The organism is Pseudomonas sp. BF-R-19, assembly GCF_019956445.1.
GTDB lineage: Bacteria > Pseudomonadota > Gammaproteobacteria > Pseudomonadales > Pseudomonadaceae > Aquipseudomonas > Aquipseudomonas fluorescens_BH.
Genome location: NZ_JAHBDN010000048.1, coordinates 138,817 through 159,294, shown reverse-complemented (window position 1 = coordinate 159,294; position 20,478 = coordinate 138,817). Strand labels below are relative to the sequence as shown.

General features: G+C 60.5%; 18 protein-coding genes and 1 riboswitch. Of the genes, 10 read left to right on the top strand and 8 right to left on the bottom strand.

From position 1 onward, the window contains the following. Positions 1-194: 194 nt before the first annotated feature. From KGB28_RS12460 to KGB28_RS12445, 4 genes are all read left to right on the top strand, one after another. Positions 195-1,190 carry an ArsR/SmtB family transcription factor gene (locus tag KGB28_RS12460; protein ID WP_223445426.1) on the top strand — a complete coding sequence of 332 codons (996 nt, stop codon included), beginning with the start codon at positions 195-197 and terminating at the stop codon, positions 1,188-1,190. Between the two features lie 18 nt (positions 1,191-1,208). After that, positions 1,209-2,399, top strand: a complete 1,191-nt coding sequence (metK, locus tag KGB28_RS12455) for a methionine adenosyltransferase (protein WP_008050251.1) — start codon at positions 1,209-1,211, stop codon at positions 2,397-2,399. Between the two features lie 255 nt (positions 2,400-2,654). After that, on the top strand, positions 2,655-4,334 hold the full coding sequence (gene ligB, locus KGB28_RS12450) for an NAD-dependent DNA ligase LigB (RefSeq protein ID WP_223445424.1): 1,680 nt from the start codon (positions 2,655-2,657) through the stop codon (positions 4,332-4,334). Positions 4,335-4,430: 96 nt separating this feature from the next. Further along, positions 4,431-4,826: a DUF1090 domain-containing protein gene (locus tag KGB28_RS12445; RefSeq protein WP_057712960.1), complete on the top strand. Its 396-nt coding sequence runs from the start codon at positions 4,431-4,433 to the stop codon at positions 4,824-4,826. 159 nt (positions 4,827-4,985) lie between these two features. Here the strand turns inward: KGB28_RS12445 and KGB28_RS12440 are convergent, their stop codons facing one another. Then, entirely contained in the window at positions 4,986-5,435 is a 450-nt protein-coding gene (locus KGB28_RS12440) for a c-type cytochrome (protein ID WP_150755131.1), read from the bottom strand. Between the two features lie 128 nt (positions 5,436-5,563). Between KGB28_RS12440 and KGB28_RS12435 the strand changes: the two genes are divergently transcribed. Continuing rightward, the gene (locus tag KGB28_RS12435; protein ID WP_223445423.1) at positions 5,564-6,748 is read left to right on the top strand and encodes a murein transglycosylase A; all 1,185 of its coding nucleotides are present in this window, start codon (positions 5,564-5,566) and stop codon (positions 6,746-6,748) included. 145 nt (positions 6,749-6,893) lie between these two features. Here KGB28_RS12435 and KGB28_RS12430 read toward each other — a convergent pair whose 3' ends face one another. Then, positions 6,894-7,277, bottom strand: coding sequence for an MAPEG family protein (locus KGB28_RS12430; RefSeq protein WP_008003453.1), 384 nt, complete (start codon positions 7,275-7,277; stop codon positions 6,894-6,896). A gap of 49 nt (positions 7,278-7,326) precedes the next feature. Beyond that, complete coding sequence (locus tag KGB28_RS12425) at positions 7,327-8,160, bottom strand: EamA family transporter (protein ID WP_057712956.1); 834 nt, start codon at positions 8,158-8,160, stop codon at positions 7,327-7,329. A gap of 315 nt (positions 8,161-8,475) precedes the next feature. Between KGB28_RS12425 and KGB28_RS12420 the strand changes: the two genes are divergently transcribed. Next, positions 8,476-9,645 (top strand): MFS transporter, encoded by a 1,170-nt coding sequence (locus KGB28_RS12420; protein WP_223445421.1) that lies wholly within the window; start codon positions 8,476-8,478, stop codon positions 9,643-9,645. A 3-nt stretch (positions 9,646-9,648) separates the two neighbouring features. Here KGB28_RS12420 and KGB28_RS12415 read toward each other — a convergent pair whose 3' ends face one another. Both KGB28_RS12415 and KGB28_RS12410 read right to left on the bottom strand, forming a co-directional pair. Then, complete coding sequence (locus KGB28_RS12415; protein ID WP_223445419.1) at positions 9,649-10,545, bottom strand: formate/nitrite transporter family protein; 897 nt, start codon at positions 10,543-10,545, stop codon at positions 9,649-9,651. Positions 10,546-10,720: 175 nt separating this feature from the next. Then, complete coding sequence (locus KGB28_RS12410; protein ID WP_046039304.1) at positions 10,721-11,125, bottom strand: acyl-CoA thioesterase; 405 nt, start codon at positions 11,123-11,125, stop codon at positions 10,721-10,723. Between the two features lie 198 nt (positions 11,126-11,323). Next, positions 11,324-11,423, top strand: a riboswitch (S-adenosyl-L-homocysteine riboswitch). Positions 11,424-11,446: 23 nt separating this feature from the next. Here KGB28_RS12410 and ahcY point away from each other — a divergent pair. The 4 genes from ahcY to KGB28_RS12390 all read left to right on the top strand — a co-directional run bounded on the left by ahcY (position 11,447) and on the right by KGB28_RS12390 (position 16,963). Next, the gene (gene ahcY / locus KGB28_RS12405; protein WP_223445417.1) at positions 11,447-12,856 is read left to right on the top strand and encodes an adenosylhomocysteinase; all 1,410 of its coding nucleotides are present in this window, start codon (positions 11,447-11,449) and stop codon (positions 12,854-12,856) included. Positions 12,857-13,016: 160 nt separating this feature from the next. Beyond that, positions 13,017-13,862: a methylenetetrahydrofolate reductase [NAD(P)H] gene (metF, locus tag KGB28_RS12400; RefSeq protein WP_223445415.1), complete on the top strand. Its 846-nt coding sequence runs from the start codon at positions 13,017-13,019 to the stop codon at positions 13,860-13,862. A gap of 193 nt (positions 13,863-14,055) precedes the next feature. Continuing rightward, positions 14,056-14,871, top strand: a complete 816-nt coding sequence (locus KGB28_RS12395; protein WP_150725085.1) for a substrate-binding periplasmic protein — start codon at positions 14,056-14,058, stop codon at positions 14,869-14,871. A gap of 223 nt (positions 14,872-15,094) precedes the next feature. Further along, positions 15,095-16,963 carry a DEAD/DEAH box helicase gene (locus KGB28_RS12390; protein WP_223445413.1) on the top strand — a complete coding sequence of 623 codons (1,869 nt, stop codon included), beginning with the start codon at positions 15,095-15,097 and terminating at the stop codon, positions 16,961-16,963. A 188-nt stretch (positions 16,964-17,151) separates the two neighbouring features. Here KGB28_RS12390 and KGB28_RS12385 read toward each other — a convergent pair whose 3' ends face one another. The 3 genes from KGB28_RS12385 to KGB28_RS12375 form a co-directional block, all read right to left on the bottom strand. Continuing rightward, complete coding sequence (locus KGB28_RS12385) at positions 17,152-17,739, bottom strand: YceI family protein (protein WP_150755123.1); 588 nt, start codon at positions 17,737-17,739, stop codon at positions 17,152-17,154. Positions 17,740-17,771: 32 nt separating this feature from the next. Continuing rightward, a complete protein-coding gene (locus KGB28_RS12380) occupies positions 17,772-18,323 on the bottom strand; it encodes a cytochrome b (RefSeq protein WP_223445411.1) in 552 nt (183 codons plus the stop codon). 263 nt (positions 18,324-18,586) lie between these two features. Further along, complete coding sequence (locus tag KGB28_RS12375) at positions 18,587-20,320, bottom strand: flavin monoamine oxidase family protein (protein ID WP_223445409.1); 1,734 nt, start codon at positions 20,318-20,320, stop codon at positions 18,587-18,589. Positions 20,321-20,478: the final 158 nt, after the last annotated feature.

Genomic DNA, 20,478 nt, shown 5'->3' with positions numbered 1-20,478 from the left:
GCCTCGGGGCAATGACAGATAGTCATCTGAAGGCGTTTTTCCAATGGATAACGACGGTTTCGCTTGGTGAAACCTTTCCGCCGTCCGTTTGTTGACTGAAGCTAACGTTCAGAAGTGCCATCTATCGAGCAATATCAAAACTTTTTGATATTGCTCTTGCGATGCCTTCGACCCGTGACTAGACTGCCGGCCTTATGAATTTACGCGTGCCCTCCATTCAACATGACGATTGCGATGAGCTGGCGGCCTTGTGCAAGGCTGGCGGCGATCCCCTGCGTTTGAATGTTTTGCGCGCACTGGCCAACGACTCGTTCGGTGTGCTGGAACTGGCGCAGATCTTCGGCATCGGCCAGTCAGGCATGAGCCACCACCTCAAGGTACTGGCCCAGGCCGACCTGGTGGCGACGCGCCGCGAAGGCAATGCGATTTTCTACCGTCGCGCCCTGCCCCACACCGAACTGCTGGGCGGCAAATTGCACGCAGCACTGCTCGAAGAAGTGGACAACCTGACGCTACCGGCCGACGTACAGTCGCGCATCACCCAGGTTCATGGGCAACGGGCGGCCGCCAGCCAGGACTTTTTCTCACGGGTTGCGGAGAAGTTTCGCGCCCAGCAAGACTTGATCGCCGGCCTGCCGCAATACCGCGAAAGCGTGGTGGCCCTGCTCGACAAGCTGAGCTTCGACAAAGACGCCACGGCCATTGAAGTCGGCCCCGGCGATGGCGCATTCCTGCCGGAACTGGCGCGCCGCTTTGCGCAGGTCACGGCGCTGGATAACAGCAGCGCGATGCTCGAACTGGCGCGCCAGGTCTGCGAACGTGACAAGCTGACTAACGTTAGCCTGCAACTGGCCGATGCATTGAACGGCGTCAGCCTCAAGGCCGATTGCGTTGTACTGAACATGGTGCTGCACCATTTTGCCGCGCCGGCCGATGCGCTCAAGCACATGGCCAATTTGCTGCAATCAGGCGGTAGCCTGTTAGTGACAGAGTTATGTAGCCACAACCAGAGTTGGGCCAAGGAGGCCTGCGGTGATCTCTGGCTGGGGTTTGAACAGGACGATCTGGCCCGTTGGGCCACCGCTGCGGGACTCGTTCCCGGGGAAAGCCTCTATGTAGGCTTACGTAATGGTTTCCAGATCCAGGTCCGCCATTTTCAGCGGCCGGCTGGCGACACTCACCATCGGTAATTTCAGGAAAACATCGAGATGAGCGAATACTCCCTTTTCACCTCCGAGTCCGTGTCTGAAGGGCATCCGGACAAAATCGCCGACCAGATTTCTGATGCGGTGCTGGACGCCATCATTGCTGAAGACAAGTTCGCCCGTGTGGCGTGCGAGACTCTGGTGAAAACGGGCGTGGCGATCATCGCCGGCGAAGTCACCACTTCCGCCTGGGTTGACCTGGAGCAGATCGTTCGTGACGTGATCACCAACATCGGCTACACCAGCTCCGACGTCGGCTTCGACGGCGCGACCTGCGGCGTGATGAACATCATCGGCAAGCAGTCCCCCGACATCAACCAGGGTGTCGACCGTGCCAAGCCTGAAGATCAGGGCGCCGGCGACCAGGGCCTGATGTTCGGCTACGCCAGCAATGAAACCGACGTGCTGATGCCTGCACCGATCACCTTCTCGCACCAGCTGGTACAGCGCCAGGCCGAAGCCCGTAAATCCGGCCTGCTGCCTTGGCTGCGTCCGGACGCCAAGTCGCAAGTGACCTGCCGTTACGAAAACGGCAAGGTTGTCGGTATCGACGCCGTCGTTCTGTCGACCCAGCACAACCCGGAAGTGTCGTACAACGACCTGCGCGAAGGCGTGATGGAGCTGATCGTCAAGCACGTGCTGCCTGCCGAACTGCTGAGCAAGGACACCCAGTTCCACATCAACCCGACCGGCCAGTTCATCATTGGCGGCCCGGTGGGTGACTGCGGTCTGACCGGTCGCAAGATCATCGTCGACAGCTACGGCGGCATGGCCCGTCACGGCGGTGGCGCGTTCTCCGGTAAAGATCCATCGAAGGTTGACCGTTCGGCGGCCTACGCCGGTCGTTATGTGGCCAAGAACATCGTTGCCGCCGGCCTGGCCGAGCGTTGCGAGATTCAGGTGTCCTACGCCATCGGTGTTGCCCAGCCGACGTCGATTTCGCTGAACACCTTCGGCACCGGCAAGATCAGCGACGACAAGATCGTCAAACTGGTCCGCGAAGTGTTCGACCTGCGTCCATACGCGATCACCACCATGCTCGACCTGCTGCACCCGATGTATCAGGAAACCGCTGCGTACGGCCACTTCGGTCGCACCCCGGCAACCAAGACCGTGGGTGACGACACCTTCACCACGTTCACCTGGGAAAAAACCGACCGCGCCGACGCTCTGCGTTCTGCTGCCGGCCTGTAAGACTTCCCCGCAACACCCGAAGCCCCGCACGGTTCGCGCCTTGCGGGGCTTTTTATTGGGATTCGCTTTACACCGCGTCGCAGCCTTCGCGGGCAAGCCCGCTCCCACAGTTGATCTTTGAACTCCCTGTGGGAGCGAGCCTGCTCGCGATGAGGCCAGCACAGCCACCAGGAAATACCCGGCAAAATACCCCCTCTGCGCGCCACCCCATACTGACCTAGCCTTCACGCACCTCACCGAGCAAGGACGCTCAAGATGCTTCCCGACCTGCGCCTGTTTTTCGCCGTTCTACTGACCTTTGCCCACCTGACCGCCAACGCCGCCAAGTGCCCGGACTGGCCATCCGAACGCGCCCAGAACGAAGTCGGCAAACTGCAACAGCAAATCGACCTCTGGGACGACAGCTATCACCGTCAGGGACGCTCACTGGTCGCCGATGAACTCTACGACCAGTCCCGCGCGCGACTCACCCAATGGCGCCACTGCTTCAACCTGAGCCCGTCCGCAGACCCCTTGCGCACTGCGCGCGGCACGCTGCCCCACCCCATCGTCCACACCGGCCTGGACAAGCTGCACGATCGGCCCGCCGTGGAAAAATGGCTGCGTGACCGGGTGGACGTCTGGGTCCAGCCTAAAATCGATGGTGTGGCGGTGACCCTGGTTTATAGCAACGGTCTGTTGGCCCAGGCAATCAGCCGCGGCGACGGCGAGAGCGGTCAGGACTGGACGGTTCCTGCGCGGCAGATTCCGGCCATCCCGCAACAGCTATCGCAGACCCGGGACTTGATCGTGCAAGGTGAACTGTATTGGCGCCTGACCGATCACGTGCAGGCCCGGGCCGGTAGCCTCAATGCTCGTGCCTCGGTGGCCGGTCTGATGGCACGCAAGTTCTTGAGCGCCGAACAGGCCGCCGGCATCGACCTGTTTGTCTGGGACTGGCCCCAAGGGCCGGCGAGCGTGCCCGCGCGTGCCGCGGCGCTGACTACGCTGGGCTTCCCGAGTACCACGGCATACAGTCAGCCAATCGCCTCCGTCATCGATGCCGAACGCTGGCGCGAACACTGGTATAGCTCCGCCCTGCCCTTTGCCAGCGACGGCGTGGTCCTGCGCCAAAACCAGCGCCCGGCCGCCGAACGCTGGCAGGCCAAGTCACCCTACTGGGCCATCGCCTGGAAATACCCCTTCGCCCAGGCACTGGCCGATGTCCGCAAGGTTCATTTCAGGATCGGCCGGACCGGGCGAATCACTCCGGTACTTGAACTGACCCCGATAAAGCTCGATGACCGGCAGATCAAACATGTCAGCGTCAGTTCATTGCAACGCTGGCAGGCGCTGGACATACGTCCGGGTGATCAGGTTGCCATCAGCTTGGCCGGGCTGACCATTCCCAGGCTCGATAGCGTTGTATTGCGCAGCAGCGAACGCGCCGAATTGAACGTGCCGCTGGCAGCAGACTTCCATTTATTGAGTTGCTGGCAACCGACTCCGGGCTGCGAGAGCCAGTTTCTCGCGCGCCTGACCTGGCTCAGCAGCAAACAGGGTCTGGCGCTGCCCAATGTGGGTCCGGGCACCTGGGAAAAACTTCTTGCAACAGGTCGCCTGAACGGTCTGCTGGATTGGTTGACCCTCGATGCCCAAGAGCTTGCTACCATTGACGGTTTCGGCGAGCGCAGCGCGGCTCGCCTTGCAGACAGCTTCAACCGAGCCCGGCAACGCCCGTTCGCACACTGGCTGAAAGCCTTGGGATTGCCGCCGACAGGCCAGGCGCATCTCGGCGATTCATGGCAGGTACTGGCGCAGCGAGACATCGAACAATGGCGGGCCGAGGCCGATATCGGGCCAGGGCGCGCGGCGCAACTGAACGCTTTTTTCCGCGATCCGCAGGTCCAGGCCTTGAGTGAAACGTTACGTGATGCGGGAATTGACGGCTTTTAGCTGTCAGCCCTGCGCCCACCGGGAACCCCAGGGGACCGCTGGGCTCCAACAAGCCATTGCCACACCGGCTTGCTTGCTTTCCTACATGGAGCTTTTATGAAATTTCTTTCACCGCTCGCCCTGTTGACCCTTTGCAGCGTGCTGGCCACCCCGTTGATGGCGGACGAGGAAGCGCCGGGGCTGACCGGTTGCGCCGCCAAGAAGCAAGGTATCGTCAACCAGATCGAATTGGCCAAGGTCCATGGCAATGCCGACCAGCAGGCAGGCCTGGAAAAGGCCCTGAGCGAAGTCGAAGCGAACTGCACCGACGCCTCGCTGAAGAAGGAACGGGAAAACAAGGTGCTCGACGCCAAGCACGAAGTCAGCAAGCGTCAGGCGGACCTCGACAAGGCCATGAGCAAAGGCGACCCTGACAAGATCAACAAGCGCAAAGACAAACTCGCCGATGCCCGCAAGGAATTGCAGAACGCGCTGGATGAGCTGGATAAATAAGAACAGATAACGAACAAAGATCTTTGGTGTTGTCGAAGCAGTCTTCGCGAGCAAGCCCGCTCCCACATTTGACTCTCGGTTGACACAAATGCTGTGTTCACTGAAGAACCAATGTGGGAGCGGGCTTGCTCGCGAAGGCGTCAGACCGAGCAACACCAATCAATGATCCCGAAACGCCTTATGACAAGCACTGCAAGCATCTTCGACTTTCTGCACCGCCGGCCCCAGGTTGCTGGCCTTGTAGGGTTGAACCTGGCTGGCGATCACCAATTCACCGGTGGCGCTTTCAAGGTCGCGGGCCATTGCCTGAAAGCGTGTCTGTTGCTCCCAGACATCGCTCTTGGCGCTGGTGTGATCTTCCTCGCGCACTTGCGGAAAATGCTGCCACGGCTCACGGGACAACGCATCGAGTTTCACCGCGCCTTCGGCGAACTTCGGGCCATCGAACGCAATGCGCCCACGCAACATGCCGCCCAGGTCTTCGCCAGTATTGAGCATCTGCTTGAAAATCGCCTTGCGCTGGCCGAGCGGCGAGTTGGGGTCGATGCCGCCACAAGCGGACAACGTCAGGCAGGCCAGCAATACAACAGAAAGTCTTTTAAGAGTCATGGTGGCTTCAGGTCACGGGAAACGGCGGCCAGTATCCTCGCGTCATCGGCAAAGACCAATAGCCCTATTATCAACAAGGGTTGTTTGAACGCATGGAGCGCTCAGGCAACCGGCAAAGGAATCACTCCATGAACAGCCGTTTCAAGGCATGGCGTCACAGCCTGGCCTGGACCTTGCCGATGGTGGCCCTGCTCGCAGGCTGCACCGGCGGCGACAAACAACAACCGAAAACCCACGCCCTGGCCACCTACTCCAGCGCCACATGGGAAGCGCTGCCGGCGGTGTCCGACAGCGACCTGGTCGCCGGCTTCGGTTCGTGGCGCAGCGCCTGTACCCGACTCAAGTCCGACCCGGTCTGGGGTGGTACCTGTGCCGCGGCTGCCAACGTGCCGCAAACCGCCAGCGACATTCGCGGTTTCCTCAAACAGAACCTCGATGTCTATGGCCTGCGCGCCGCCAACGACAGCCCCAACGGCTTGATCACTGGCTACTACGAACCGGTCTATCCCGGGAGCCTGACCCAGACCGGCGTTGCCAATGTCCCGGTCTATGGCGTCCCCGAAGACATGATCATCGTCGCCCTCGACAGCATTTACCCGGAACTCAAGGGCAAACGCCTGCGCGGTCGACTCGAAGGTCGCGTGCTCAAGCCATACGACGATGCGGCAGCCATCGAAACCAAAGGGGTCAAGGCGCCGGTCGTGGCCTGGCTGACCGATCCGATGAACCTGCAGTTCCTGCAAATCCAGGGTTCGGGTCGTATCCAGCTCGACAATGGTCGCCAGTTGCGCATTGCCTACGCCGATCAGAACGGCCATCCGTATCGACCGATCGGCCGCTGGCTGGTGGAACAGGGCGAGTTGAAAAAAGAAGACGTGACCATGGGCGCCATCAGCACCTGGGCCAAGGCCAATCCGTCGCGGATTCCCGAACTGCTCGGCAGCAACCCCAGCTACGTGTTCTTCACCCGCAACCCGGACAGCAACGAAGGTCCGCGCGGCTCGCTGAACGTACCGTTGACCGCCGGTTACAGCGCGGCGGTGGATCGCAAGGTGATTCCGCTGGGCAGCCTGTTGTGGCTGTCCACCACCAAACCGGACGGCACAGCCCTGGTTCGCCCCGTGGCAGCACAGGACACCGGCGGCGCCATTGCCGGCGAGGTTCGGGCGGATCTGTTCTGGGGCACCGGCGATGCGGCCGGACAACTGGCCGGAGATATGAAACAGCAGGGGCAGATCTGGATGCTCTGGCCCAAAGGTGCTGCGCTGCCACAAGTACCGCAGGTGGCCGATGCGGTTAAAGCCAATCCTTGAGTCCCGCATCGCCTGACAGACAGCTTTCGTGAGCAAGCCCACTCCCACATAGGTTCACCGTCGAACACAAATTTTGTGTCCACTGAAAATCAAATGTGGGAGCGGGCTTGCTCGCGAAGAGGCCGGTGAGAACCCTGAAGATCTGTCAGACCGACACCACAAAGAAACTCACGATCAACGCCATCCCCACGAACCACACCAGCGACCGCAGCGTCGCCCAGTCCGCCAGGTAGCAAATGATGTAGAGCAGGCGGCTGGTAATGAACAGCACGGCCAGCACATTGATCGTCACCAGTTCGGCATTGCCGGCCAGGTGCGCCACGATCACCGCCGCGGCGAACGCCGGGGTCACTTCAAAGCTGTTCAGTTGCGCCGCATTCGCGCGCCTGCCCAAGCCGTCCAGCGAATCGAGAAAATCCCGGGGATCATGGTTGTCTCTCAACCTGAACCCGCCACTGATCTTGGCCACGCCCACACACACATACGGCAGGAAGATCGCGATCAAAATGCACCACAGAGCAACCGTCATTACGCAGTCCCTTCTTCAAGTTTTAGAAAATCGAATCCATCAACGGCGATCAAAACTTCATCACCAGTATGCCGATCAGCACCAGCCCACAGGCTAAGAGGCGCGGCCCGCCAAAAGGTTCTTTGAGGTAACGCATGCCAAACAGCACCACCAGAATTACGCTGATCTCTCGCAACGCCGCTGCCTCTGCAATCGAGCCCAACTGCATCGCCCACAGCACCAGAGCGTAGCTGAACAACACGCAGAACCCGACGGCCAGGCCCAGTCGCCACTGCTCGCGCCAGAACAACATGAACGCGGGTCGTTTGCGCACCAATGCCAACAACGGAAACGGCCAGGCACTGAGCAAGGTGACCCAGACCAGGTAATCCAGTGGATGGGACCAGCGCCGCAACGCCTGCCCGTCGATGTAGGTGTAGCAACCGATGCACAGGCCGATCAACGCCACCACCGGTAGCATCGACCATGGAAGGCGCGCTCCGCCGCCGCCCTGCCAGAGCAGGCACAGCATGCCGAACGGGATTAGCAGGATGCCGAAAATCTGCTGATGGGTCAGTACTTCCCCGGCAAAGATCAGCGTCAGCGCCAGCACCACCAAGGGTGACAGGCCGCGCATCAATGGATAGACCAGCCCGAGGTCGCCGACCCGATAGGCCTGGATCAGCAAATAGCGATAGAGCAACTCGAACGCCGCCGAGGCCAGGATCCACGGCCAGATCTCCAGCGGCGGTACGCTCAGGAACGGCAACATCAGCACGACAAAGAGCAGCGCCACGCTGTCCATGCAGGCCACCACCAACAGCCGCTCCGCACTGAACTTGATCAGGGTATTCCACGCCGCATGCAACAGCGCCGCCACCAACACCAACGCCGTCGCAAGCACGGCCTACTCCTTTTTTTGACCCTGCCCTTTGTAAGAGCGAGCTTGCTCGCGAAAAACGTGAGGGCACCGCAGCCAACCAGTGAATACACGTCTTCGTTCACGTCCATCGCGAGCAAGCTCGCTCCTACAGGGGCCAGGTACAGAATTGATTCGCCATATTTCAGTGGCTGTTTATACTGCAAGCGACCACGCCGCACTCAGTTGCGCACAGACTAATTCCTATAAAAATTCTGCCCGGCCCGCTCTCATCGAGAACGGTCGTCGGCCTGCGTATGCCTGATCACAGCGTCAAGACTACCGACAGAGACCTTGCGCATGCCACTCGCTTTGCTTGCCCTCGCTGTTGCCGCGTTCGGCATCGGCACCACTGAATTCGTCATCATGGGTCTTTTGCCCGATGTCGCCCGCGACCTCAGCGTGAGCATTCCCGATGCCGGATTGCTGATCACCGGCTACGCCCTGGGCGTGGTGTTCGGTGCACCCATCCTCGCGGTCGGCACCGCCAACATGCCGCGCAAGGCCACCCTGCTGGGCATGACGCTGATGTTCATCCTCGGCAACATGCTTTGCGCACTGGCACCTAACTACGCCACGCTGATGGCCGCGCGAGTGATCACGGCACTGTGCCACGGCGCATTTTTCGGCATCGGTTCGGTGGTGGCCGCCGGGCTGGTAGCGCCCAACAAACGGGCTCAGGCGATTGCCATGATGTTCACCGGCCTGACCCTGGCCAATGTGCTCGGCGTGCCCCTGGGCACCGCACTCGGGCAATACGCAGGTTGGCGCTCGACCTTCTGGGCGGTGTCGGTGATCGGGGTTCTGGCGGCGATTGCGCAATGGGTCTGGCTGCCGAAAAACATCGCGATGGATAAAGCCAACCTGGCCAGCGAGTTCAAGGTACTGGGCAAGGCCAATGTACTGCTGGCCCTGGGCATGAGTGTGCTGGCCTCGACCAGCCTGTTCAGTGTGTTCACATACATTGCGCCGATCCTGCAGGACATCACCGGTGTCAGCCCCCACGGCGTCACCATCATGCTGCTGTTGTTCGGCGTGGGCTTGACCGCCGGCAGCATGCTCGGTGGTCGTCTGGCGGACAGCCGCTTGCTGCCATCACTGGTGGGCATGGCGCTGGCGGTGCTGGTGGTGCTGGCGGCATTCACGCAAACCAGCCATTCGGTGATCCCGGCGGCAATCACACTGGTGTTGTGGGGGACGTTTGCCTTCGCCCTGTGCCCGATCCTGCAACTGCTGATCATCGATCAGGCCCACGAGGCACCGAACCTGGGTTCGACCTTGAACCAGAGCGCCTTCAACCTGGGCAACGCGGCCGGCGCCTGGATCGGCGGGCTGGTGGTGGCCAGCGGCGCCGACCTGTCAGACCTGCCTTGGACCGGCGCGCTGGTCAGCGGGCTGACCGTACTGACCGCGCTGTATTTCATCTATCGCCAGCGTCGCGGTGCGGCTGCGCTTGATGTGGCGGGCTGAGGATCAGCTTGATTGTTTTTTGATCACCTGCGGATCGGGCGCTTCGCTCTGATCCGCCGATTTCTTCGGCGGCCCGCTTTCGCTGCGAATCTGCGCATGGCTGATCAGCGCGAAAATAAAACTGCCGCCGATGATGTTCCCCGCCAGCGTCGGCCCGGCGAACACCAGCCAGAAATCACTCCACGGCAACTCGCCGGCAAATACCAGATACGAAACCTCCAGCGAACCGACCACGATGTGGGTGAAATCCCCCAGCGCCATGAGGTAGGTGATGAGGATGATGATCCACATCTTGGCGCTCTCCATGGACGGGATCATCCAGACCATGGTGGCGATCATCCATCCGGAAATGATGCCCTTGGCGAACATCTGGCTGGCGTGGTTTTCCATGACCTTGCGGCCGATGTCGAGGAACGCGACATCGGTCTTGCTGTCGAAAATCGGCAGCTCCAGCATCACGTACGCCACCAGCAAGGTGCCACAGAGGTTGCCGACCAGCACCACCGTCCACAGCCGTAGCAGCCGGCCGAAGTTGGCCAGCGTCGGCTTGGTCATCACCGGCAGGACAGCGGTCAGGGTGTTTTCGGTGAACAGTTGCTGACGGGCCAGGATCACCGCGAGAAAACCGGCGCAGTAACCGAAACTCGCGATCACCTTGAATCCTTCCCCATCCGGCAGACGCGAATTGAGCAACCCCATGCCCATCAGCGACAGGCCCATGGTCAACCCCGCCGCCAGCGCCGACCACCACAACGCGGCAATGCTGCGCTCCAGTTCCTGGTCGCCCTGGGTACGGATGATCTCGTGCAACACCGCGGCACGGGGTGGCTGGCTCTTTTCGACTTCGTGCTCTTCTTGCGCCGAAAGGTTCGGGGTCTTGCCGTCTTGTGCCGAGTTCATGGGATGCGCAACCGGTGGCGGGCTATTTAGCTACGACACGCGGGGTTCACGGCTGTTCAGTACTCAGACAATTCTTCGGTGAATACAGAACCGCTTTCGCGAGCAAGCCCGCTCCCACATGGACGGCGCTGTACCTGTGGGAGCGGGCTTGCTCGCGAAGAAAGCAACGTAGATGTTACTGACCGGCGTCATCATCCTTGAACTGATCCTTGACGTACTTGATCTCGGTCCGGCCGTGGGGCGCCGGCAAGCCGTCTTCACCGAGGTTCACGAACACCATTTTTTCAACGGTGAGGATGCTCTTGCGGGTGATCTTGTTGCGCACTTCACACGTCAGGGTGATCGAGGTGCGGCCGAACTCGGTCGCCGTGATGCCCAACTCGATGATGTCGCCCTGGCGCGAGGCGCTGACGAAGTTGATTTCGGAAATGTACTTGGTCACTACACGCTGGTTGCCCAACTGGACGATGGCATAGATCGCCGCCTCTTCGTCGATCCAGCGCAGAAGGCTGCCACCGAACAGCGTACCGTTGGGGTTGAGGTCTTCGGGTTTTACCCATTTGCGGGTGTGGAAATTCATGTTCACTCCTGAGCGTCTTGCCGAATGATGCTGACCATCATGGCAGAGCCCGACCTAGAGCTCTATCGAGCATCGTCTATGGTCTCGATTACCGTTCGGACATTGACCGACAGAAACGCTTTGGAAGATCGGCATAGCCCGCTATAATCGCCACCGTTTCAAAACGGTAACCTCTACTTGATACCGTTTTCCCGCCACCTGTCCGAGGGGCGCTGCAGCAGGTTCGACCTGTCAGGCTCGGATGGGGCGTTGTCTGGCCTTAAGCCAGACACTAAACGCACAACGGCGCCCATTCGCATACATTACGAATGGAGGCTCTTCATGAGCGCTGTTATCACGCCTGCAGATTTTAACGATTACAAAGTCGCCGACATGTCCCTGGCTGCCTGGGGCCGTCGCGAAACCATCATCGCCGAATCCGAAATGCCAGCCCTGATGGGTCTGCGTCGCAAGTACTCCGAAGAGCAACCGCTCAAGGGCGCGAAGATCCTCGGCTGCATCCACATGACCATTCAGACTGCCGTGCTGATCGAAACCCTGGTTGCCCTGGGTGCCGAAGTGCGCTGGTCGTCCTGCAACATTTTCTCGACTCAGGATCAGGCCGCCGCGTCCATCGCCGCTGCCGGCATCCCGGTTTTCGCCTGGAAAGGCGAGACCGAGCAAGAGTACGAGTGGTGCCTGGAGCAGACCATCCTGAAGGATGGCCAGCCTTGGGACGCCAACATGATCCTCGACGACGGTGGCGACCTGACCGAGCTGCTGCACAAGAAGTACCCACAGGTTCTGGATCGCGTCCACGGCGTGACCGAAGAAACCACCACCGGCGTTCACCGCCTGCTGGACATGCTGACCAAGGGCGAGCTGAAAATCCCGGCCATCAACGTCAACGACTCGGTGACCAAGAGCAAGAACGACAACAAGTATGGCTGCCGTCACAGCCTGAACGATGCGATCAAACGCGGTACCGACCACCTGCTGTCCGGCAAGCAAGCGCTGGTTATCGGCTACGGCGACGTGGGCAAGGGTTCGGCCCAGTCCCTGCGTCAGGAAGGCATGATCGTCAAAGTCTCCGAAGTCGACCCGATCTGCGCCATGCAAGCCTGCATGGACGGTTTCGAACTGGTTTCGCCGTTCATCGACGGTATCAACGCCGGTACCGAAGCAAGCATCGACAAGGCGCTGCTGGGCAAGATCGACCTGATCGTGACCACCACCGGCAACGTCAATGTTTGCGACTCGAACATGCTCAAAGCCCTGAAGAAGCGTGCTGTTGTCTGCAACATCGGTCACTTCGACAACGAAATCGACACCGCTTTCATGCGCAAGAACTGGGCATGGGAAGAAGTGAAGCCGCAGGTTCACAAGATCCACCGTACCGGCGCTGGCGATTTCGACCCGCACAACGACGACTACCTGATCCTGCTGGCCGAAGGCCGTCTGGTTAACCTGGGTAACGCAACCGGCCACCCGAGCCGCATCATGGACGGTTCGTTCGCCAACCAGGTTCTGGCTCAGATCTTCCTGTTCGGCCAGAAGTACGCCGACCTGTCGCCAGCCCAGAAGGCCGAGCGCCTGACCGTTGAAGTACTGCCGAAGAAACTCGACGAAGAAGTGGCCCTGGAAATGGTCCGTGGCTTCGGCGGCGTCGTGACTCAACTGACCAAGACCCAGGCCGACTACATCGGCGTGACCGTCGAAGGTCCGTTCAAGCCGCACGCTTACCGCTACTGATCGGATCTGCTGCCTGCTCTCCCTGTGGGAGCGGGCTTGCCCGCAAAAGCGATTTATCATTCAACATTAATGTCGACTGACCCACCGCTTTCGCGGGCAAGCCCGCTCCCACACGGGATGTGCAAGCCTCACAGGCTTACGCGTTTTCAAGGGTATTCCCATGTCCCAAGATCGTCGCTACAGCTTCGAGTTCTTCCCTACGAAGACCGATGCTGGGCAAGAAAAGCTGCTCGCCACTGCTCGCCAGCTGGCCGCCTACAACCCCGATTTCTTCTCCTGCACCTACGGCGCCGGCGGTTCGACCCGTGATCGCACGCTGAACACCGTGTTGCAGCTCGAAAGCGAAGTCAAAATCCCTGCCGCTCCGCACCTGTCCTGCGTGGGCGATAGCAAAGCTGACCTGCGTGGCCTGCTGGCCCAGTACAAGGCCGCCGGCATCAAGCGTATCGTCGCCCTGCGCGGTGACCTGCCTTCGGGCATGGGCATGGCCAGCGGTGAAATGCGCCACGCCAATGACCTGGTTGAATTCATTCGTGAAGAAACCGGTGATCATTTCCACATCGAAGTCGCCGCTTACCCGGAAATGCATCCGCAAGCGCGCAATTTCGAAGACGATGTTGCCAACTTCGTGCGCAAGGCCAACGCTGGCGCCGACAGTGCGATCACCCAGTACTTCTTCAACGCCGACTGCTACTTCTACTTCGTGGAACGCGTGCAGGCACTGGGTGTGAACATCCCGATCGTGCCGGGCATCATGCCGATCACCAACTACAGCAAGCTGGCGCGCTTCTCCGATGCCTGCGGTGCGGAAATCCCGCGCTGGATCCGCAAGCAACTGGAAGCCTACGGCGACGACACCCAGAGCATTCAGCGCTTTGGCGAACAGGTCATCACCGAGATGTGCGAACAACTGCTGCAGGGTGGCGCTCCAGGGCTGCACTTCTACACGCTGAACCAGGCTGAAGCGAGCCTGGCGGTGTGGAACAACCTGAAGTTGCCGCGTTGAAGCAGCTGCAAGTTTCAAGCTGAAAGCTACAAGCAAGATCAAAGGATCGCATTCTTCGGCAGCTCCTGTAGGAGCTTTCGCAGGCTGCGATCTTTTGCTTTCAACGCACTATTAATGTGCGGCAATCCACGGAGTTAGAGCATCTGCGGTCAGTTTCTGGCTCTTTCCGGATTCTCGTCGTAATCTCAAGCCCATGCCTTTGATCACGCAGTTAGTCGCCGCGCTTGTCTTCACTTGCCTGAGCTTCGCCGCCCGGGGCGAGAAGCTGCGCATTGTCACGGAGCCGTGGGCGCCTTATGTGTACGAAGACAACGGCAAATCCCTGGGCCTGGACTACGAAACCACCGCCATTGTCTTCAAGCGCCTGGGCATCGAAGTGGAGTGGCAGTTCCTGCCCTGGAAACGCTGCCTGTCGATGCTTGAATCAGGCCAGGCCGACGGCGCGCTGGACATCTTTCACAGCGACGAGCGCGATGCGACCCTGCTCTACCCCAGCGAACCACTATCTGAAGTCCAGTTCGTGATGTTCTACGCTAATGAACGGCCCCATCCGTTTCGCACCCTCGATGACTTGCAAGGCCTGACCATCGGCACCTCGCCGGGTTATCTGTACAGCAAGGATTTCAGCGATTCGACGCTGTTCACCCGCGAGCCGGCTCCCACCCATGAAGCCAACTTCGGCAAACTGGTACGCGGGCGGATTGACCTGTTGATTACCGACCGCCGGGTCGGCCAGCATTTGCTCGACGAGCTGGGCATCCGCGACAAGATCACCGAAAACCCCACGATCATCAGCCAGCAAAGCCAGTTTCTCGCGGTGCGACGCAATGCGGGCATGGATCTGTTGGTGCAGCGTTTCGGCGCCGAACTCAAACGCTTCAAGCGCGAGCCCGCCTACGCTGAACTGAGTGCCCGCTACGGCGCGGAACCGGCAGCCAGCGTGAAGACTGAAAAGACCACGGCCGCCACGGAAAAAACCGTTGAGCAGCAGGAAAGCGGCGCACAGTGATTGCTCTGTTATACTCCGGCCTTCCCGCCAGGCTCACGCCCGGACGCTCGGAATCGTTAAAGGCATCTCAACCCCGCTACTGCGCAGCTTTCAGCCCGCGCGAGCGCTTGCAGACGAGCCTTCGAGACCCAGCAGGACCGGACGGGATTGCGTCCTCTTAAACGCCATTCGCGCCAGGCAAGACTCCCATTGGGCCAAGCCCTAACTTAAAACAGGATTACTCATGTCCTTTGCTTCCCTCGGTCTCTCCGAGGCTTTAGTCCGCGCCATCGAGGCAGCGGGCTATACCGAGCCTACTCCGGTGCAACAGCGGGCCATTCCCGCCGTGTTGCAAGGTCGCGACCTGATGGTCGCGGCACAGACAGGTACTGGTAAAACCGGCGGCTTCGCCCTTCCGATCCTGGAGCGGTTGTTCCCCAACGGTCACCCGGACAAATCCCAGCGTCACGGCCCGCGCCAGCCGCGCGTACTGGTCCTGACCCCGACGCGCGAACTCGCAGCCCAAGTGCATGAAAGCTTCAAGGTCTATGCCCGTGACCTGAAGTTCGTCAGCGCCTGCATCTTCGGCGGTGTCGGCATGAACCCGCAGGTTCAGGCCATGGCCCGTGGCGTAGACGTGCTGGTGGCCTGCCCTGGCCGCCTGCTCGACCTGGCCGGTCAAGGCAGCGTCGATCTGTCCCACGTGGAAATCCTCGTACTGGACGAAGCCGACCGCATGCTCGACATGGGCTTCGTCCATGACGTGAAAAAGGTCCTGGCCCGTCTGCCGGCCAAACGCCAGAACCTGCTGTTCTCGGCGACCTTCTCCAAGGACATCACCGACCTCGCCGGCAAGCTGCTGCACAACCCGGAACGCATCGAAGTCACGCCGCCGAACACCACGGTCGAGCGTATCGAACAGCGCGTATTCCGTCTGCCGGCCAGCCACAAGCGTTCGCTGCTGGCGCACCTGATCACCGCTGGCGCCTGGGAACAGGTACTGGTGTTCACCCGCACCAAGCACGGCGCCAACCGCCTGGCCGAATACCTGGACAAGCATGGCCTGAGCGCCGTCGCAATCCACGGCAACAAGAGCCAGAACGCTCGCACCAAAGCCCTGGCCGACTTCAAGGCTGGCACCGTGCGCATCCTGGTGGCCACCGACATCGCCGCTCGCGGCCTGGACATCGACCAGTTGCCACACGTGGTCAACTTCGAGCTGCCGAACGTCGATGAAGACTACGTGCACCGCATCGGCCGTACCGGCCGTGCCGGTCGTTCGGGCGAGGCGATTTCGCTGGTAGCCCCGGACGAAGAAAAACTGCTGAAAAGCATCGAACGCATGACCCGGCAGAAAATCGCCGACGGCGACCTGATGGGCTTCGATGCGAGCGCCGTGGAAGCCGAGAAACCTGAAGTGCGCGAGCGTCCGGACATGCGTAACCCGCGCAATCCACGCGGCCCGCGCGGCGACGGCCCGAACGGCAGCGGTGGTGGTGGCGGTCGCAAGGACAAAGGCAAGGACAAGGGCAAGGAAAAACCGGCCGGCGAACGCGGCGAGCGCCCTGCCCGCCAGCAAAAGCCACGCGAAGGCACTCCGGCTCGCGAACAGCGTCCGTCGCAGCCTCCTCGTGCCGCCGCTGACCGTGCCCCGGACGAGTTCCTGGACGACGATATCGATAACTTCGGCAACCGCGTCGACTACGTGCCGCAGCAGAAACCCGCGCAAGGCCGTGGTCGCCGTCCGGGTGCTCCGGCACAAGGCACCGCGGCAGGTTCGGGCGCTCCACGCTCCGGCAAGCCACAAGGTCGCCAGAACGGTCCGCGCAACAGCGATGGCGCCAGTACCGGCACCCCACCGGCCAAGCGTAGCGGCCCTCGCAGTGGCGCACCGCGCGACGGCCAGGCTCGCCGCGAAGATTCGCGCAATCGCCGCCCGGCCCGTGACGACCAGCCGCGTTCGGAACCTGCCGTACAGAACCCGCGCGGCCCCGCGCCGAAGATCATGCACAAGGAGTCGAAGGCTGACCGCTTCCCGACACCTGAGCAGCTGGATCAACTGCCAAGCCGTCCTCGTGGTGAGAAACCAGCGCTGCTGACCCGCAATCGCTGAGTTATCGCTGCAATGAAAATGCCCCGGTTCGAAAGAGCCGGGGCATTTTTTTGTACGACGCAAAAACCTGTGGGAGCGAGCTTGCTCGCGATGAGGCCAACAAATTCAACATAGATGTTGAAGGTTAGGCCGCCATCGCGAGCAAGCTCGCTCCCACAGGGTTTGCGTTTTTGTGTCAGGCGCGAATGTTATTTCGCTTTGACACCTTCAAAGGTCACGTACATCTCAACCGCATCGGACGATGGGCCCAGGTCTTTCTGCTTGCCGAAATCGGAACGCTTGAGGCTGAAAGTACCCTCAAAGCCTGCACGGTAGCCGCCCCATGGATCCTTGCCTTCGCCCAGGAAAGTGGCCTTGACCACGATTGGCTTGGTTACACCGAGGATCGTCAGGTCGCCAGCTACGTCAGCAGTGTCCTTGCCAGCGGCGTTTTTGCCGGTGGGTTTGACGCTGGTGGAAACAAACTTGGCTTTGCTGGCGTTCAGGAAGTCTTTGCTGGCGATGTGCTTGTCGCGCTCGGCGTTGTTGGTGAACACGCTGGCGGTGTTCACGTTGAACTCGATCTTGCTGTCTTCAGGCTTGGCAGCGTCGAAGCTGAACTTGCCGTCGATGTCCTTGAAAGTACCGGTGATGAAGCTGTAGCCCAGGTGGCTGACCTTGAAGTCAACAAAGGCGTGCTGGCCTTCTTTGTCGACCACGTAGTCAGCGGCCATTACGTTACCGGCGGACAACAGGGCGGAGCCGATTGCCAGAGCGGCCAGAGTCTTTTTCAACATGCTTTGTTTTCCTTTGGAGTCGAGGTTGAACTTCAGGCTTTGCGACCCAGCATTCGCTTGAGGGTCACATCACGATCGATAAAGTGGTGCTTCAATGCTGCCAACGCATGGAGGCCGGAAAAAATTACCAGCACCCACGCCAGGTAGAGGTGAATCACGCCAGCGGTATCTGCCTGGTCCGGCAGTCCGGATACCAGCGCTGGGACTTCAAACAGGCCAAACACCGGGATACCGACACCTTCTGCGGTGGAAATCAGGTAACCGGCAATCAACACGGCAAACAGACTGAGATACAGAAAGCCATGGCCGAACCTGGCGCCGAGGCGCGTCATGCGGCTGTAGCTGGACAGGGTCGGTGGCGGTGGGCTGATGAAACGCCACAGCACCCGCAGCAGCATCACACCCAGCAACACCAGGCCGATGCTCTTGTGCAGGTCCGGCGCGTCTTTGCGCCAGGTACTGTAGTAGTCGAGCCCGACCATCCACAGCCCAAGCGCGAACAGACCGAAGACCGCCAGTGCCACACCCCAGTGAATGACGATACTGACCCAGCCGTAGCGGGAAGTAGAGTTACGTAGCTGCATTGCCTAGATCCTGTAAGTGCTGGCCCAAGACTATCGAGTTATCTATCGAATTAAAGCGGAAAAATTTGCTTTGAAATATCGAAAAATGCGATCAAGAGTCTGAAGCCTGCGAGTTAAGGAAAGATTAAAGTCGAAATTGTGAGAAAAAGTGAATACAAACCAGAGAACACCTGTATCAAAAGGTTTATTCGATTCTGGTCCCGGTTTTCTCCAGGCAAAAAAAAGCGCGGCCTTGAGCCGCGCTTTTTTACGCCTGAACGTTACTACGCCTTGGCATCCGTTGTCGGAGTCGCCGCGGGTTTAGCCACTGGCTTCTTCGCCGGCTCGGTTTTCTTGGCCGGGGCTTTTTTCGCCTCGGTCTTGGCAGCTGGCTTCGCCGGAGCCTTTTTGGCCGCCTCGGTTTTTACCGGGGTCGCAGGCTTCGGTGCTTCCACCGGGGCCGGCGCGACGGTCGGGGCTGGAACCGGAGCAGGCGGGGCAACGGGCTCAGGTGCCTTGACCGGCTCTGGTTTCTTCTCGTCATCCGAGCCGCCGAACAGGTTGCTGAAGAAATTGCCTTTCTTCGCCACCACCGCACCAACGCCCACCGCTGCGGCAGCCGGCCCCACTTTCGCCGGCTCGAACGACTTGCCCGCCGCCAGGTCTTCAACCTGGCTGGCTGCACGCTGACCGGTACGCAGCGCGCCTTCCAGGGTGCCCGGATACAGGGTATCGGTGTGTTCGCCAGCGAAGGTTACGCGCTGAATCGGGCGTTCCCACAGGCGCCAGAACTTGCTGATCTGGCCCGGACCGAAGGCCAGGTAGGCGCCGCCAGTCGACGGGTCGGTGCTGTAGCGACGGATTTCATAACCGGTGAACGAGCCACGCGCCTGTGGATAGAACGCGTGCAGACGGATCAACACCTGATCGACCATCTGCTTGTCGCCGAATGCCTGCATCACCCGCGCGTTGTCGCCGGACAGGTTGATCACCACGTTGGCGCCCCCCTTCAGGGCAGGCTCGACCCACAACATTCCCAGGCCGGCGTTGCTGTAGATCTCGCCGGACATGCGCGCCTTGCTTTCCCACACCGGCGTCTTGAACTTGAGCATGATCTGGTCGCGCCAACCGTAGTTGGTGCCCTTGATCGCCGCGAGGTGCTGGGCGTCAAACGCCGGGGTCATCTGGATCTTGTTCAGGGCGCGCAGTGGCACGGCCAGCACCACGTAGTCCGCCTGATAGCTGACGTTGTCGACTTTGACGGTCACGCCGTCCTTGTCCTGAATGATCGACGAGACCCGAGAATTGGTCTTGATGGTTTTCAGCTGTTTGACCAGGGCCTGGGCCAGCACCGGGCTGCCACCAACCAGGCGCGAAGCACGCAGGTCACGATCGGAGACGCCACGGTAAACGCGGCTCTGCTGCGCGAAGTACAGCAGCGACAAGCGCGAAGGTTCGTCGTAGCGGGTGCGGATCTGCTGGTTGATCAGCTGGCGAGCGGTGGCCGGCAGGTTCTGCTTGTCGAGCCAGCTCGACACGTTCATCTGGTCCAGCGCATGCAGCGTGTTGTTGGCGGCCGGGTTCTGCGGGTCGTCGATCGAGCGCGCCAGGTCGTCCACGGTCTTGTCGAAGCGCTTGAGCGCCTCGGCGGTGGCCGGCTGTTTGGTCGCCAGGTCGGCGGCGGAGAAATACTCGCCATCGATCAGGTAGCCTGGGGTCCGCACGAACTCAGGGGCCGGCGTGGTGCTCAGCTTGAAATTCGATACGTACTTGTTCAAAACCGGTTGGACCTTGTCGTTGCCGATCCACTCGCTGGTGGCCATGCCGGAACGGCCGCCCAGGCTCGACCTGGCTTCCAGCAAGGTGACCTGCCAGCCCTTGCTCTGCAGCTCATACGCGGCAGTCAGGCCCGACAGGCCGCCGCCGATCACGATCGCGGTTTTATCCTTGGCCAGCGCAGACACGCTGAACAGCCCCAACATCACCAGCGCACAGGCGCGCAGCCAACCGACAGACATTCAGCGAACTCCGGAATCACACGAGGAAAACAGTAGTTTTTTGCGAGCCAGACGGCTCAAGAACCGCGAAGGATACGTCAGCCTTCAGACGCCCGCCAGCAACGTCTATCGGCCTGTACAAAGTAGCTGATTCGACACAATGGGTTGTCCCCGTGGCA

What these genes read in the sequence shown, in the direction of transcription:
- KGB28_RS12460 (WP_223445426.1), top strand. Translation starts at nt 195, where the DNA reads ATGAATTTACGCGTGCCCTCCATTCAACATGACGATTGCGATGAGCTG.
- metK (WP_008050251.1), top strand. Translation starts at nt 1,209, where the DNA reads ATGAGCGAATACTCCCTTTTCACCTCCGAGTCCGTGTCTGAAGGGCAT.
- ligB (WP_223445424.1), top strand. Translation starts at nt 2,655, where the DNA reads ATGCTTCCCGACCTGCGCCTGTTTTTCGCCGTTCTACTGACCTTTGCC.
- KGB28_RS12445 (WP_057712960.1), top strand. Translation starts at nt 4,431, where the DNA reads ATGAAATTTCTTTCACCGCTCGCCCTGTTGACCCTTTGCAGCGTGCTG.
- KGB28_RS12440 (WP_150755131.1), bottom strand. Translation starts at nt 5,435, where the DNA reads ATGACTCTTAAAAGACTTTCTGTTGTATTGCTGGCCTGCCTGACGTTG.
- KGB28_RS12435 (WP_223445423.1), top strand. Translation starts at nt 5,564, where the DNA reads ATGAACAGCCGTTTCAAGGCATGGCGTCACAGCCTGGCCTGGACCTTG.
- KGB28_RS12430 (WP_008003453.1), bottom strand. Translation starts at nt 7,277, where the DNA reads ATGACGGTTGCTCTGTGGTGCATTTTGATCGCGATCTTCCTGCCGTAT.
- KGB28_RS12420 (WP_223445421.1), top strand. Translation starts at nt 8,476, where the DNA reads ATGCCACTCGCTTTGCTTGCCCTCGCTGTTGCCGCGTTCGGCATCGGC.
- KGB28_RS12415 (WP_223445419.1), bottom strand. Translation starts at nt 10,545, where the DNA reads ATGAACTCGGCACAAGACGGCAAGACCCCGAACCTTTCGGCGCAAGAA.
- KGB28_RS12410 (WP_046039304.1), bottom strand. Translation starts at nt 11,125, where the DNA reads ATGAATTTCCACACCCGCAAATGGGTAAAACCCGAAGACCTCAACCCC.
- ahcY (WP_223445417.1), top strand. Translation starts at nt 11,447, where the DNA reads ATGAGCGCTGTTATCACGCCTGCAGATTTTAACGATTACAAAGTCGCC.
- metF (WP_223445415.1), top strand. Translation starts at nt 13,017, where the DNA reads ATGTCCCAAGATCGTCGCTACAGCTTCGAGTTCTTCCCTACGAAGACC.
- KGB28_RS12395 (WP_150725085.1), top strand. Translation starts at nt 14,056, where the DNA reads ATGCCTTTGATCACGCAGTTAGTCGCCGCGCTTGTCTTCACTTGCCTG.
- KGB28_RS12390 (WP_223445413.1), top strand. Translation starts at nt 15,095, where the DNA reads ATGTCCTTTGCTTCCCTCGGTCTCTCCGAGGCTTTAGTCCGCGCCATC.
- KGB28_RS12385 (WP_150755123.1), bottom strand. Translation starts at nt 17,739, where the DNA reads ATGTTGAAAAAGACTCTGGCCGCTCTGGCAATCGGCTCCGCCCTGTTG.
- KGB28_RS12380 (WP_223445411.1), bottom strand. Translation starts at nt 18,323, where the DNA reads ATGCAGCTACGTAACTCTACTTCCCGCTACGGCTGGGTCAGTATCGTC.
- KGB28_RS12375 (WP_223445409.1), bottom strand. Translation starts at nt 20,320, where the DNA reads ATGTCTGTCGGTTGGCTGCGCGCCTGTGCGCTGGTGATGTTGGGGCTG.